The following is a 15,456-nucleotide window of genomic DNA, read 5'->3' as shown; positions in this document are numbered from 1 at the left end:
CAGTGAAATCAGGCTTTGTCCTTCAGCAAAAGTCCTTTGAAGTCGCCGATCGCCTTCGCGATGCGCAGCGCTTCCTCGGACGGAATCTGACGAATCACCTGGTTGTTCGCCTTGTCGACGACCTTGACCACGGTCGCGCCGGTGTCCTTGTCGACGGAGAACTGCAGGGAGCTATTGTACAACGATGCCGCAGTGTTCAGCTGGTTGACCGAATCCTGCAGTTGCTTGGGATCGGTCTGCTGCTTCTGCGCATCGGCGGACGACTGTTGCTGCTGGCTCTGCCCAGCCGCAGCGACAGCCTGCGCGGAATCCGCCAGAACCGATTGGTTCGGGTCGGAGGAAGGCGCCTGCGCCAACTCTACCAGTTGTTGACGTGGCGCCGGGGCGTTCGCCGTGTTGATGGAAGGCGACAAAACAGAAGGGATTTGCATGATCACGCTCCTCATGACCGCAGCTCCGGTTGCCCGACCGGAGCTGCAGACTGGCTTATACCATCAGTTTACACTTACTGCAGCAGCGTCAGCGCGGACTGGGGCAGGGTATTGGCTTGTTTCAGAATCGATGCGCCGGCCTGTTGCAGAATCTGGTTCTTAGTCAGGTTAGCCGTTTCCGAGGCGAAGTCCACATCCACGATACGGCTGTTGGCTGCGGTCAGGTTTTGTACGTAGTTTTGCAGGTTGGCCACAACAGCGTCAAACCGGTTCTGTACCGAACCCCAAGTCGAACGCACGGTGGAGATTTCCGCGATGTCGCTGTCCAGCGTGGACAGGATGGCCGACGCGCCGGACTGCGTGGTGATGTTGATGGTGCCGGTGGCGGTCAGCGACGAGTTGTAGCTGCACAGCACGCCGGCAGACGTCATGTCCACCGAGGAAATCGAAACCTGGTTGCTGCTGGCGCCGGACGAACCCACCTGGAAGGTCAGAATCGCGCTGCCCGACAACAGCTGAGTGCCGTTGAACTGGGTGGTTTGCACGATACGCGAAATTTCCTGGGTCAGCTGGTCCACTTCGCTTTGCAGCTGCGAACGGTTAGTGTTGCTGACGGAGCCGTTGGACGCCTGCACCGCGATTTCGCGGATACGCTGCAGGTTGTTGGCGATCTGCCCCAACGCGCCTTCAGCGGTCTGCCCGACGGAAATACCGTCGTTGGCGTTGTTGATCGCCTGGTTGTTGCCGTTGATGGCGGAAGTCAGAGTCTGCGAAATGGCCAGACCTGCGGCGTCGTCCTTGGCGCTGTTGATGCGCAGGCCGGAGGACAGACGTTGCAGCGACGTGGTCAGCGACATCTGGGAATTGTTAAGGTTCAGCTGGGCTTGCAGCGACGCTACGTTAGTATTGACGGTAATGGCCATGATGACTCTCCTGATACTCAGTGTGGGCAAAGAGGCTTGCTTACACTGCATATCGGCCGGCACATTCCGAACTTTACGGTGAAAATGTGAATTTTCACACTTTCATTCCCGCTGCCGTCTGCTCCCGCTTTGTCTTTATCGCTGTCCTGTTCGCATTCTCCCTGGCTTCCAGCGCCTTCGCCGCCTCCCCGGGGAGGCGGCGAAACCTTCATTCAAACCCTTATTGCAGCAGGGTCAGCGCGGCTTGCGGCAGCGAGTTGGCCTGCTTCAGGATGGAGCCGCCGGCCTGCTGCAGAATCTGGTTCTTGGTCAGGTTGGCGGTTTCCGACGCGAAGTCCACGTCCATGATGCGGCTGTTGGCGGCAGTCAGGTTGGCGGTGTAGTTCTGCAGGTTGGCCACCACCGCGTCGAAGCGGTTCTGCACCGCGCCGAAAGTGGAACGCACGTTGGAGATCTGCGAGATGTCGGCGTCCAGCGAGGACAGCACCGCGGAAGCGCCGCCCTGGGTGGTCACGTCGATGGTCTTCACCGCGCTCAGCGAAGCGTTGTACGACTTCAGCGTGCCGCCGGAGGTCAGGTCGGTGGCGGATACCGATACCTGGTTGTCGGTCGAGCCGGACGAACCCACCTGGAAAGTCAGCGTGGCGCCGCCGGACAACAGCTTGGTGCCGTTGAACTCGGTGGTCTGCACGATGCGCGAGATTTCCTGGGTCAGCTGGTCCACTTCGTTCTGCAGCTGCGAACGGTTGGTGTTGCTGACCGAGCCGTTGGACGCCTGCACCGCGATTTCGCGGATGCGCTGCATATTGTTGGCGATCTGGCCCAGCGCGCCTTCGGCGGTCTGACCGACGGAGATGCCGTCGTTGGCGTTCTTGATCGCCTGGTTGTTGCCGCGGATGGCGGACGACAGGGTCTGGGAAATGGCCAGACCGGCGGCATCATCCTTGGCGCTGTTGACGCGCAGGCCGGAGGACAGGCGCTGCAGCGACTGGTTCAGCGAGGAGCTGGAGTTGTTCAGGTTGATCTGGGCCTGCAGCGAGGCCAGGTTGGTATTGACGGTGATTGCCATTTCATTCCCCTTATCGGCCCAGAGGACCATCGAAAGTTCTTGCCTGTTGCAAGCAAGATCGGCCGACTTCGGAGAATGCTGACGAAAATGGTAATTTTACCAACAAATGCCGCGCATTCGCGGCAAACCATGAAAAATGGCCCCGGAGGGCCATGGGAGAAAACCGCGCGGCGGCGCGCCTAACCGTGCAAGATGCGGAACCAGTCTTCGTAATGGTCTTCCAGCCAGTAATGGCGGTTGAACCAGTCGCGCAGCGCGTCGCCCTCGCGCGCGGTGGCGTCCATATCGTGGGCGCGGGCGCGGATGGCCTCGATCCAGGCTTCGGCCTGGTTGGGCACCCGGCAGACCGGCGCGTCGTTGGTCTGGTAGGGATAAATGTCGGAACACACCACCGGCCAGCCCAGCACCCCATACTCCAGCAGCCGCAGATTGCTCTTGGCCTCGTTGAACGGGTTGATCTCCAGCGGCGCCACCGCCAGATCCAGGTTCAGACTGGCCACCTTGGCGGCGTAGTCGGCGAAGGTGACCGCATGATGCACTTCGGCGACGTAAGGACGGAACTGCGGCAGGCACATGCCCATGAAGACCCAGTCCACTTCCTTGTGCGTGGCGCGGATCACCTCGTGGATCAACTCCAGGTCGCCACGGTGCTGGCCGGCGCCGACCCAACCCACGCGCGGCTTGTCGCCGACGCGGCGTTCCGACTTCAGATCGCCCCAGATCGAGCGGCGCAGCCGGTTGGGCACCACCGCCACCTCACCCACCATCTTCTGGATGAGATCGGCCAGCGGCTGGGTGGACACCACCGCCGCGTCGCACAGCTTCAGCACGCGGCGCAAACGCTGCTTGGCGTCCGGATAGTGGCGCGACCAGTGGTCATACAGGCTGCTTTTCTCCGGCACGCCGCCGACCAGGTCGTCCAGGCCGAACACGATGCGCAGATCGGGGATATAGCGGCGATAAGCCTCCATGGTTTCATAGATGTAGTCGCTGATGCCGGTATGCAGCAACAGCGCGTCCGGTCCCTGGCGCACCAGCTCCACCACGGTGGGAATGCCGGCAGAGGGCTGGTGGATTTCGCCGTCCAGCTTGCCTTTCTCCTGCAGCACCTGCAAAGGCTGGCTCAAGCGGTATTCGCCGCTGCCGCCCGGCACCGGGATGCCCAGCACCTTTTTGCGCCCAGGCAGCTTGGCGTCCCAGGCGACGATGCGGTCGGACTCGATCGCCACTCGCTTGGTGCGCAGCGACAAGTGCCGGTTGAAGCCCGGATCGTTGCCCATCACCGGCAGCCAGCGCGCCAGCATCGCCTCCATCTCCTCGCGCTCGCGCACCGCCGCCTTCAGCGCGGGGCGGGGATCGGTGGTGACCCGGCCTATGCTCTTGGCGTGGTGGTGGTACAGCACCGCGTAAGGAGTGTAGACGTTGCGCAGGCCGCCGGCCTGGATCTTGAGGCAGAAGTCGACGTCGTTGAAGCAGACCTGGAACACCTCTTCGTCCATGCCGCCCACCGCTTCGTAGATCTGCTTCTCCACCATCAGGCACGCCGCGGTCACCGCGGAATAGTTCTGCATGGTCAGGCTGCGATTCAGATAGCCCGGGTACAGGTAGTCCATATCCTCGAATACGTGGTCCGCCACCGAATACATGCCGCCGGGCATGCCCAGCACGATGCCCGCATGCTGCACGCGGCCGATCTCCGGATAGAGCAGGCGCGCGCCCACCGCGCCGACGCCCGGCTGCTGGGCGGTAGCCAGCATGCGCTCCAGCCAGTGCGGGAACACCACTTCGGTGTCGTTGTTCAGCAGCAGCAGGTATTCGCCGCGCGCCTCGCGCGCGCCGAGGTTGCATTGCGCGGAGAAGTTGAACGGCGCGTCGTAGCTGAGGATGCGGATCCGCCCCGGATAGCGCGCCTGGACCTTTTCGTAGAACTCGAAGGTTTCCGGATCCTGCGAGGCGTTGTCGACGATCAGCACTTCGAAATTCTGGTAGCCGGTGATGCCGAACAGGCTGCTCAGGCAAGGCTCCAGGCATTCGAGCTTGTCCTTGCTCGGGATGATCACCGATACCAGCGGCGAGGCCAGCAGCTGGTATTCGTAGTAGAAGGTTCCCGCCACCAGGCCCTCGTCCACCGACGCCGGCAGGCCGCAGCGGCCGATATGGCTTTCCAGCGCCACCCGGCGCGAGGCATTGCCCAGGCTGTCCATCTTGGGATCCACCCACGGCAGCGACACCAGCACATCGTCGACATGGCCGATGGCGCCGCGGTCCCAATTTTCGTATATCCGCAGCAGCGCGTCGTAGCAATGCGCGCGCGGATACGGCTGCATGCCGCCGATCTTGGCCAGGGTCTCGCGCTGGAACGCCACCGCGTAGCTGGTGTAATCCATCGACCGCAGGTACTCCGGCGAGAAATCCGGCAGGAAGGACGGGCGGAAGCGCTTGCCCATCGGCGACACCACGTCATGGTCGGTATAGATCGCGCCGTATTCCGGATGCGCGTGGATCTCCTCGCCCAGCCGCGCCAGCGCGTTCGGCTGCAGGCGCGCGCCGGCCGGCAGCAGCATCACCCAGTCTGCCGGCACGTCGGCGATGATGCTGTTGATCACCTCGGAAACCTGTTGCTCGTCGTCCATGCTCGCCAGTTGCACCCAGCCCAGGTTCGGGCTGCTGCTGAACACCGGGTCCGGCTCCGGCGCGTCGGACACCACGATCAGCCGCCAATGGCGGTACAGCAGGTTTTCCATCGCGGTGAAGCTTTCCGACAAGCGCGTCAGGCGGTTGCTCGGCGCCAGCAGAATCAGGTTGAACACCGGCACCTGCTTCCAGGCCATCATCATCCGCTCCGCCAGCTGTTCGGCGTGCACTTCGCGGATCTGGCGGCGTTTCACCCACTTGCGGTAGGCCTTCAGGCCATCCACGTCGTTTTCGGCCAATGCGTGCGTGACGATGCGGCCCGGCTGCGCCAGCGGCTGCGGCTTGAGCGCTTCGGGCAGCAGCGCCGCGTACTGGGCCAGCAAATCGCCCACCCGCGGCTCCAGCAGCCGGTTCTCCAGCACATGGCGGCGCGCGGCGGCGGCTTGCTCGGCGCGCAGCGCGGCATCGTCGATCAGCTTGCTGATCCCGGCCACCCAGCCTTCTTCGGTATTGTCCGCCACCATCGCCAGCCCGCTGTCCTTCAAACCGGCGTAGGCGGTGACATCGGACACCACCGCGGCCGCGCCGACCAGCGCGTACTCCAGCCACTTGATGTCCGATTTGTAATCATTGAATTCGCTCTGCACCAGCGGCGCGATGCCGATGTCGATCTTGAGCTTGGCCAGTTCGGACAGGTATTCGTTGTAGGTGACGAATTCCGGCACCTTGCGCACATCCTTGATGCCGACGAAATCGGGAGGCACATCTCCCCAAAACACGAACTTCACCTGGCCGGCATACTCGTGGTAGATCCGCAGCAGCGCCGACGAAATCATTTCAACGTCTTTGGCGTGAGTGCTGGTGCCGGCGAAGCCGATGGTGACCTGGCCGCTATGCGGCAGCGGCTCTACCACCCGTTCGGTCGCCAGATGGTTATGGAACACGAAGACCTTGTCGTTGTAAGGCTTGACCTTCTCAACCAGCGCTTCGGTCGACACCGTCACCAGCGAGCACTGCGGCAGCAGCCACTCGATCCCCTTGAACGACGGCTCGCAGATGCTGTACATCACATGCTGCTCGGACATGTCCAGCAGCCAGTCATCCACTTCGTAGACGATGGGCTTGCCCGACGCGACGATCATTTCCAGCAAGGGCCGGAACTCCGGATAGGGAAACAGGCGCTGGACGATGAACATGTCCATCGCGTCGACGAAATCGCGGTCCTCCTTGAACGGGTACACGCCCTCGTAGCTGTGATCGGCCTGGTTCTTGAAATGGTAGGCTTCCAGCACCGGCGACATCAGGCAGAGCGGATCGCCAAGTCTCAGTTTGTAGCAGGCGGCATCCTGCAGATCTCGCGTCAGAACGCCGACGCGCGGTTTACGGATTTGGGATGGTTCCACGTTATTTTCCTGAGATTCCATGGCGGCAGCTCGCCAGGTCATGAATTGAATCGGGTCCGCAGCCGGACACCCCGGACGGCAATACAGCAAGAACGCACTCGAAGCGAACGAAAGAAAAGGGCCTGCCGGCCCTTGAGCGAAAACCGCGCCGCGGCGAAGCCCCGCGCTCCCATCGGAGCGGAGCCGCCGCGGCCGTCAGGCCGATCAGCGCCACTATAGCAGCCCGCGCCGTGGCGACGCCATGCCGGGCAATGCCGCCCATCGGTCCGCGTCGCCGTTCCGCCTCAAGCCTGGGCGGCCAGCGCGATCGGCGCGTCGCCTTCCGGCGCGGCGCGCGGCAGCAGGATTTCGGCCAGCAAGCCGTAGTTCTCCTCCGACCAGTCGTCGGGATTGACGCCATCCAGGCCGAAGATCCAGGCCCAGCGTCCCCAGAACGAGCTCTGCACCGACTGCAGGTAGCAATCGCGGTGGTGTTGGGCCAGGTCAAGCCGGCCCAGCCCGCGGTAACACTCCGCCAGGTAATAGTGGGCGAAGGCGTGGTCGCTCTTCAGGCGAAGAACGTTCTTGAGCCCCCGTTCCGCCCATTCGTAATTGCCGCAGCGCAGATCGTAGTTATGGACGAAATTCAGATCCAGGTTCATGAAGTACTGGTATTCCTGGATGAACTCGGCCGAGAAGTCCTCGGTATTGATGACCGCGGTGCGGTAGTCCGACCCCAGGCTATTGATCTTGATATAGCCCTTCTCTTTCGAGATTTCGTGGATCTCGCTGCCGACGATGGGGCTGGCGCAAGCGATGTTGAACCAGTTGGAGGCGATCTCGCGCAGATTGCGGCGCGCTTCTTCCAGATCTTCCTTGGTCTCGCCCGGCATGCCGATCAAAATATTGGTATTGGTGTAGATGCCCAGCTCGCGGCAATCCCTGGCCACCCTCTCCGAGATCTTCATCTTCAGCGGCTTCTTCATCTGCTTCTTCAGCACCTTCTCGCTGCCGCTTTCCACCGGCAGCACCAGGTGCCGCACGCCGGCGTCCCAGAAGGCCTGCAGCATCGGACGGTCCAGCGCGTACAGCGTCAGGCCGTTCTGATACACCGACTGCAGGTTCAGCGACTTCACGATGTCCAGTATCTTGTACACCCGGTCGGAATCGGCCATCAGGTGGTCGTCCTGGAAGATGACGGTTTCGGCGCCGTAATGCTTGACCAGCCGGGTAAAGTCCTCCTTGACCCGCTCCAGCGAGTGATAGCGCATCGACCTGCCGTGGGTGCGGTGCGAGGCGCAGAAGGTGCACAGGAAGGGACAGCCGCGCGATGTCATCACATGGAAGCCGCGCGTCTTGTCCAGATTGTGGTAGGAGGCCACCACCTGGTTGATTTCATGCTTGTCGATGTCGCACAAGTCGTAATCGAAGAACGGGATTTCATCCAGGTCGTCGATGAAGTCGTGCTTGGGAACCAGCAGCGCCTCATCCATCACATTGCTGCGCGTGATCCATGCCGACGAGCTGGCCAGGAAGGCCAGCGGATCTTCCGCCTGCAACAGGTTCAGCATCGGCTTTTCGCCTTCGCCGAAGCACAGGCCGTCGAAGAAGGTGCAACCCATGTCGCGGTAGATCTGCTCGTAGCTGTTGGTGGGGATATTGCCGCCGCCGACCACGATGCTGTCCGGCCATACCTCGCGCGCCATCCGGCCGCAATCCATGAAGTTGGCGAACGAGGGGCTGAACAGCGAGGAGACGCCGACGAAGTCCGGCGCGAAATCCTCGATCTGCCGGAAGAAATGGCGGCACAGCGCTTCGAACGAATCGAAGGGCACCGCGTCCAGCGCGTTGACCTCGGCGTTGAAGTCGATCAGCTTCACATCCAGCGGCAGGAACTTCTTCAAGTACGCCGAGATGGACAAGGGCCCCAGGGGCAAATCCGTGCGCGGGATGTTGTAGACCTTCCCATCGGCCTTGGCCAGCTGCACATTGTAGAACTCGGGCTTGGTGAACGAGTCCCAGGAAATGTGCATGGGCACGACAAACAACAGTTTTTTCATCCCACCCTCCTCGATCAACGTCCTGCCGCGCCGCGGGCGCGTCCCGCCAGGCAGGCGTTCATCCTCATCCCTTAAGATTACAAGAAAAAAACCGGCGCCCATCCCCAACGCGCGGCCGGCATACCCCGCTGTCGGCGCGGCGGGCCGCATCGACGTCAAACCTGCTTCATCCTGCAAAGCGGCAGGCGCCGCGCGCGGCGACCGCCCCTTACTCTGCTTTATCGGCCAAGCGCCTCCAGCCATGAGGGCAAATGCGGGCCGAGCATGCAATTTTCCTTGACCCAGGCCTTCAACCGCTCGCCTTCGCGGCCGGCCCGCTCCAGATCGCGCGCGCGTTCGAGCAAGACCTGGCTCCACGCCGCGGCCTCGTTGTCCGCCCGCGCCACCGGCGCTTGCGCCAGTCCCGGCCAGTCATCCAGCGCGCTGCACGCCACCGGGATGCCCAAAGCGCCGTATTCGAGCAGCCGTCGCCGCCCCGCCGCCTCGCGGCGGCCATCGGCGTGCTTGGGCATCACCGCCAAGTCTATTCCCAGGCTGGCCAGCTTGCGCGGGTAATCCTCGCTTGCCAGGTCGAAGGGATGGTATTCCGCCAGGTAGGGATGCAGCGCATCCGGACAGTGGCCGAATACGATCCAGTCGATCTCGCCGCCGGTGGCGAGGATGATCCCGGTGAGCAGCATCAGGTCCTCCACCTCGGCCTCCGTGCCGCTCCAAGCCACGCGCGGCTTCTTGCCCATGCCGCGCAGCGAGATCAACCCTTCCCAGCGCGCCTCGTCCAGCGCCTCCGGCACCAGGCGCACATCCTCGCAGAACGCGCCGGCCAGCGCCCGCAGCGCTTCGGTCGGCACGATGATCCTGTCCGCCTCCCGCGCCAGCGCCCGCAACATCGTTCTGGCGTAACGGTCGCTGACAGCGCCGCCGGCGTCCAGATCGTCCAACACCAGGATGGACAGCATGTCCGGCCGGCTGCGGCGGCTCAGACGCAGCCAATCGAGGAAGCCAGGCTCGAAGCGCGCGGCTTGCACCAGGACATCGGACGCCAGGCGTTCGAGCTCGCCGGCGCTGGGCAGGCGCTGCCCGGCCGGAAGCATGGTGGCCAGCAGCTTGCCGTCATCCATCAAGCGCAGCAGCGGCGCCCGCAAGCGGGCGGCGCCGGCCGGCGACGTGCCCGGCAGCATCAGCACGCGGGCGCGCTCGTAGAAATCGGGGTCCCACTCGGCGGAGTAGACGTTCTCCACCTGGAAAGCCTGCCGGCTGTCCAGACTCAAGTGCCGGTTGTACGCCGCGTCATGCCGCAGCCAGCCATACCAGCGCCGGGACAACGCCTCCTCGTCCAGCCTCGCCGCGAGAGGGGCCGCATCGGGCTGCCGCAGCGCGGACACGAACGGCGTCCAGACAAGCAGCTTGTCGGCGGCGCGGATCTTCAGGCATAGATCGACGGCGGCGCTGTCGGCATCCTCCAACGAGGCGTCGAGCCCGCCGATTTCCTCATACAGCGCGCTGGACATCAGCAGGCAGTCCAGCGGCACGGCTCCCGGATTGTGCTCGATCAGCTGGCGGCCCAGATCGCCGGGCGCCGCCGCGTCGGCGCCGTCGAACACCGATGCGGCGCCGGCGTCCGCGCCCAGCAGCAGCGGACCGCGCCAGACCGTTTTGCCGTCGGCTCGCAGCAGGCGCGGCGCCGCGGCGCCGACGCCTTGGCGCGAGGCCAGGCCAAGCAGGTCCGGCAACCAGTCGCTCCGGCCCACTTCCACCCGGCTGTCGAGGAACAGCAGGTAATCGCCGCTCGCCGCCTCGGCGCCCAATTGATAGCGTCCGGCCAGCGACAACTCGGAGGCGCACGCCACCCGCCGCGCCGCGGCAGGCAGCTCCGCCGCCGCCGGCGTCACCGCCAGAATCTCGCAAACCTGCTCCCAGTCCGCCGCCAACACGGCGTCGATGCTGGACGACAGGCTGACGCCGTCGCCGGCGTCGGCGATGATGACGGAAACCTTGCACTGGCCGGCCGCCAGATAGCGGATATGGAAGCTGCCGACTGCCGCCCCCGGCTGGATGACGGCCGCGCCGCCCTGCCGCTCCAGGTGCGCGGCCAATGCCCGCTCGCGCGCGGCGGCGGCGTCGGCCGGCTCGGCCGCCGCCGCTGGCAAATGCACCAGCATGTCGGCGATATGGCCGATGACCCGGCCGCCGTAGGCGTCATGCAGCCGCCACAAGGCGTCGCAGCCATCGGCCGCCGGCGCTTCGGAGAAAGCCCCGGTCTCCTGCAGCGCCTCGCGGCGGAACCAGACGCTTGGGCTGATGTAGTCGGCACCGCGCTGCAGGTCGAGATTGAAGTCCGGCTTGAACACCGGCCGGCAGCGCTTGCCGTCCGCGCCCAACTCGTCGCAGTCGCTGTAGATGGCTTGCCATTCCGGATGCAGCGAAGCGTGATCGCCCAGCGACAGCAGCGCGTTGACCGCCAATTCGGCGCCTGCCGGCAGCACCGTGATCCAGTCGCACGGCAACGCCCCTATCACCGCGGCGAAAGCCTGGGTCAGCTGGCTGGGATCGCGGGCGTCGTCTATGCGCAGCCAACCCAGCACGTCGGAGCCCTGGAAAGCCGCGTGCGGCCAGTCGAAGTCGGCGATGAAGATCAGTTGCCAATGCTTGTACAGCTGCTGCCCCATCGAGCCGATGGACTTCAACGCCTCCTGCTGGCGATCGGCGGTCAGCGGCATCAGAACGATGAAGCGGGGCTGGCTGCCCCAGCTGCGCACCATTCTTTCGGCGTGGATTTCGGCCTGCCACGGCCGCAACTCATTGCGCGCGATCCAGGCGTCGTAGCGGGCCTGCTCCGGGCTGGCCTGCGCGGGCTTCAGCGAAGGGAAGACAATCTCGTTCGGACCGCCCTGCGGCATCTTTTGCGACGCGGCGATGAAGCCCTCGAGCTGCTGCAGCAGCTCGAGCTGGTATTGGTGATAAACCTGCTGATAGTCCACCACCTTGCCATGGGCGGCGGCGATCGCCTGCGGCGTGTCCTCGAAGGTCACGCCCGGCAGCGCCAGCCCCAGCGCCAGCCCCGCCCGCTCTTCCGGTTTTTTGGAAAACACCGTTTCCATCACCACCACCGGGCAGCCGCACAGCAGCGCCTCGGAGATGATCGCCGAATTGGCGAAGGTGTACAGCACCTTGCCCTGCCTCAACAGCGCGGCCAGCTCCTCATGGCTTTGCGGCCACTCGTAGGTGATGACGTCGGTGTTCTGGAACAACGCCGGGAAATCCCGCTCCGCGTGCTTGTAGCGTCCCGGGTAAACCAGCACCCGGTGGCGGCTGTCGTCGTGCGGGTTGTCGTCGTTGTTGAAGATGGCGGTGTCGATCGATGGGATGAAAATGAAGGACGGGTCGGGATACTTGGCGTAATCGACATAATCCTGGTGCCAGAACACCAGCAGGTCCGACGGATCGTAATCCTTGGGGCCGCCCAACAGGCCGGGGTGGTTGAGAATGTAGCGCGCCACCGCCTTGCCGTTGAGCGGATTGCCATGCACCACTTCAGGGTAGACGACGATGGGGGAACGCCCGCTGGCTTTATGGCGATCGACGATGTCCTGGGTCAGATACGGCGTTCTGAGCTTGGGATCGGTTTCGGGGGAGAAGACATAGGCCTCCTCCCCCAGCTTGTTCAGGTAATGGCACAGCAGGTGCATGGCGCGCACGCCATTGGAGACCCGGGTATAGCCTGGCGCGCATATGTAGTAGGGCTGGTGACGCTCATTGTAGAATTTTTTTTCGATCTGCATATTCGCTTGCTTTCATGAATTCCAAGCATGGAAACCAGGGCCAGCCGCCGCCGCGCGGCCGGGTTTCCGAATCAGCGGCGGCGCCGCGGATGGGCATCGCGCGCAGCCGCCGTTCAGGCTCCGGCAAACGCATCGACGGAAAACCGTATCGCGTCGCCCAGCGGCGTCCAGGGCGCGAGGCCCAGCTCCGCGCGGGCGCGGCCGATATCCGGCAGGTACAGGTTGCGCGCCGGATTGCCGACGCTGGCGTCGGATTGCCCCAGAATACGGACTTCGGCGGCGGGACACACCCGGTCCCTGACCTCGCGCGCCAATTCGGCGATCGTGATCGCGGCATCCGATCCCACATTGAAGACCCTGGCCCCCCCCTCGCGCTGCAGCAGCGCCAGCATCCAGACCACCAGATCTCCCATGTACAGATAGGAGCGCGACGGACTGCCGTCCCCCGTTATGATGATAGGATGCCCGCGCATCGCGCACTGGATGAAATTGCCTATCGCGTAATGGATGTCCAGCGGCATGAAGGGGCCGACGAAGGCGAAGCAGCGCGCGACGCTCAAATGCCAGCCATGCTGCTGCGCATAGGCGGCGCAAAGAAACTCGGCCGCACGCTTGGCCTGGCCCAGCGCGGTGATCGGGTCCATCGTGTCCGGCGCGAACGGGTCGTCCTCGCGCAGCGGCCGGCCGGCGAGCGACGGCCCGTAGGCCGCGCCGGAGCTGGTGAACAGAAAATGCTCGGGCTGGGCCTCGGCGGCAAAGTCGAGCACGCGGCGGGTGCCGCTGACCAGCGTGTCGAATTTGTTCAGCGAAGTCTCGCCGCGGAAGGTTTCATGCGCCGAGGTGGTGGCGGCATGAATGAAGTGGCTGAAACGCTCCCTGGGAAAGGAGAAGTCGCGCACGTCGCCGACATGGAAACGGATGGCCGGATTCGCCGCCAGATGCGGCGCCTGCCGGGTGAAGGCCTCCGGATTGCGGCTGAGCGCCAGCACCCGGATGCCGGCGTCCAGCCTGGCGTTGGCATGGGCGATGGACTCCAGGATCCAGCGGCCGAACCAGCCGGTTCCGCCGCTGATGAACAGCGACGCGCCGCGCAGGCTGTCCCAGAGCTCGGGTTTGCGGCCCAGAATGGCGTCGAGATCCTGCTCCAACGTGCGCGGCGGCATGAGGCGGTGCAAAGCCATGCGCCTGGCGACTAACCCAGCACGACCAGCGCGCTGGCCCAGTATTCCGCCGCCTGGTCGTTGTGGACGCGGCGGTTGAAGGTCAGGTCGTAGCCATAGGCTTCGAAGTGATAGCCGACGCCGGCTCGCTCCGCCTCCAGGCCGGACAGCCACAATAGCGGCGGATAGCCTTCCTTGCGCAGCAGCAGGTCCGGCGAGCCGATGAAGGCGGCGCAGCTATCGTAGCCGCCTGCCAGCAGGAATGGCGCGGGCAGCGTTTCCAGCTGCTCGATCGCGGCCGGCACCGAATATTCCAGCAGGCAGGGGAAATAGAAACCGACCACCGGGCCTTGGCGCATCGCCTCTATCAGGCGGTCATGGCGCGCCCCTTCCGTCGGCGTCAGCAGGCCGGAGAGGCTGGGCTTGTGATGGTTGACGAAGCTGTACTGCGGCAGCTCGGCGTCGTACACGCTTTTCACCGCCGGCAGGTAACGCTCGTCCAGCGCCTGGCCGATATCGTCGTGCGCCGCCTGCGGCAGGAAGAAAGGCACATGCGCGCCGTTCAGCAGCCGGCGGCCGTCGGCGTCGCTCTCCAGCTTGGCCAAGATCGCGCGGGCTCGCTGCTCGAAAGCCGCGGCGTCCAGGCCTTCCGCCGCGCCCAGATGGCGGCTGATGCGCTGGTGGATGGCCGCGTAGTCTATCCGCGGCTGGTGCGGCAGGAAATAGCGCCGGGTCTGGCGGTGGCAGGCGGCCTGGGTAGCCGGATGCGGCAGGCAGCGGCCGTTGTCGTCGAAGCGCGGCGCGCTCTCGACGGCCGGGGTCATGACTGGTGCGTTCATTCGGAAAAGCCTTTACCGTGATTCTGTAGGTCGTGCCGTCATCAATCGTACAGGGAGTCCTGGTCGGAGAAACCCTGCCCCCACGGCAGCGGCAGGAACTTGGCGCCCGCGGTCTTTTCCGTGTGGATCTTGATGAACTTGGGATCTTCGCCGATCAGGCAGTCGGGCCGGTGCGGCCCCAGCCACGGGTTGCGCATGCCGCGCGCCAGCACTTCCTTCAGCGATGTCTCGCGCAGGTTGCCGATGGAGAAATCGATGTACGGGCACGGCGTCACTTCCATCGTCGAAGTGACGGTGATGATGCCCTTGACCGTGATGCAGCCCTTGTGCGAACCATAAGACGGCGTCATGTGCGAGAAGACGTTGTACTCCTTCTCCAGCTGCCGCAGGATGTCGGCGTCCTCTTTCTCGATGACGAATTCCGGGTGCTCGGTGCACGAGCCGGTCGGCTTGGCGTAGGACACGTAGAGGCCGATGCCGCGCTGGGTGACGTATTCGCACATCCGGCGGAATTCTTCGGTCTTGGCGCGGCCTTTGACCAGCACGGTCGACAGGATCAGGTTCAGCCCGGCGTCCAGGCAGGCGTCGACGGCGCGCATCACCCGCTTGTACGAGCCGGGCTTGTTGCGGAAGTTGTCGTGGTCCTTCTCGACGAAGCTGTCCAGCGAGATCTGCACTTTCTCGACGCCGATCGCCTTCAGATGCTTGGCGCGCTCCAGATCTAGGAACCAGCCGTTGCTGTCGGTGATGATGTAATGCTTTTCCGGATCGAGGGCTTCGATCACCTGATCGAAATCCTTCATCACCAGCGGCTCGCCGCCGGTGATCACGAAACGGGCCAGCCCCAGTTCGTCGGCCTGGCGCGACAGATTGCGAATGTCGTCGTAATCCATCTTGCTGCGGGTATCCACCACCTTGATCACATTCTTCAGGTGGCGGTCCATATAGTATTCAGCCGAGCAGTGCGTGCACTTGAAATTGCACAGATAGCTCTTTTCCAGGCGGATGATCGGGCTGATCTCGCCGCGTTCTTCCATTTCGGCGATGCGCGCCAACTTGGCCGCGACATAAGGCTTGCGCCGGGCGAGGTCGTTTCGTTTCGCCTGCTCTGCCTGGCTCAGCGCCAGGTTGGTGGTGTCCAGAGGAGCGTTCATATGGTGTCTCCTAACCATCGCGGCG

At 64.0% G+C, this 15,456-nt stretch carries 9 protein-coding genes; all 9 read right to left on the bottom strand.

Annotation, left to right across the window (positions count from 1 at the left end):
* Positions 1 to 8: 8 nt before the first annotated feature.
* A complete protein-coding gene (locus tag U6115_RS04925; protein ID WP_043579796.1) occupies positions 9 to 431 on the bottom strand; it encodes a flagellar protein FlaG in 423 nt (140 codons plus the stop codon).
* A 74-nt stretch (positions 432 to 505) separates the two neighbouring features.
* Positions 506 to 1,354 carry a flagellin N-terminal helical domain-containing protein gene (locus U6115_RS04920; RefSeq protein ID WP_043579794.1) on the bottom strand — a complete coding sequence of 283 codons (849 nt, stop codon included), beginning with the start codon at positions 1,352 to 1,354 and terminating at the stop codon, positions 506 to 508.
* A 220-nt stretch (positions 1,355 to 1,574) separates the two neighbouring features.
* On the bottom strand, positions 1,575 to 2,423 hold the full coding sequence (locus U6115_RS04915; protein WP_043579837.1) for a flagellin N-terminal helical domain-containing protein: 849 nt from the start codon (positions 2,421 to 2,423) through the stop codon (positions 1,575 to 1,577).
* A gap of 179 nt (positions 2,424 to 2,602) precedes the next feature.
* Positions 2,603 to 6,460 carry a glycosyltransferase gene (locus U6115_RS04910; RefSeq protein WP_230623433.1) on the bottom strand — a complete coding sequence of 1,286 codons (3,858 nt, stop codon included), beginning with the start codon at positions 6,458 to 6,460 and terminating at the stop codon, positions 2,603 to 2,605.
* 284 nt (positions 6,461 to 6,744) lie between these two features.
* Positions 6,745 to 8,499, bottom strand: a complete 1,755-nt coding sequence (locus U6115_RS04905) for a B12-binding domain-containing radical SAM protein (protein WP_230623432.1) — start codon at positions 8,497 to 8,499, stop codon at positions 6,745 to 6,747.
* Positions 8,500 to 8,717: 218 nt separating this feature from the next.
* Positions 8,718 to 12,278, bottom strand: coding sequence for a glycosyltransferase family protein (locus U6115_RS04900; protein ID WP_043579792.1), 3,561 nt, complete (start codon positions 12,276 to 12,278; stop codon positions 8,718 to 8,720).
* Positions 12,279 to 12,391: 113 nt separating this feature from the next.
* Positions 12,392 to 13,441: an NAD-dependent epimerase/dehydratase family protein gene (locus U6115_RS04895; RefSeq protein WP_043579790.1), complete on the bottom strand. Its 1,050-nt coding sequence runs from the start codon at positions 13,439 to 13,441 to the stop codon at positions 12,392 to 12,394.
* A gap of 29 nt (positions 13,442 to 13,470) precedes the next feature.
* Positions 13,471 to 14,277: a hypothetical protein gene (locus U6115_RS04890; RefSeq protein WP_080770324.1), complete on the bottom strand. Its 807-nt coding sequence runs from the start codon at positions 14,275 to 14,277 to the stop codon at positions 13,471 to 13,473.
* Between the two features lie 41 nt (positions 14,278 to 14,318).
* The gene (locus U6115_RS04885) at positions 14,319 to 15,431 is read right to left on the bottom strand and encodes a radical SAM/SPASM domain-containing protein (protein WP_043579785.1); all 1,113 of its coding nucleotides are present in this window, start codon (positions 15,429 to 15,431) and stop codon (positions 14,319 to 14,321) included.
* Positions 15,432 to 15,456 lie beyond the last annotated feature (25 nt).

This window comes from Chromobacterium subtsugae (assembly GCF_035919665.1).
Classification (GTDB): domain Bacteria; phylum Pseudomonadota; class Gammaproteobacteria; order Burkholderiales; family Chromobacteriaceae; genus Chromobacterium; species Chromobacterium subtsugae.
The sequence above is the reverse complement of the archived record's forward strand: the minus strand, read 5'-3'. Positions and strand labels throughout refer to the sequence as shown.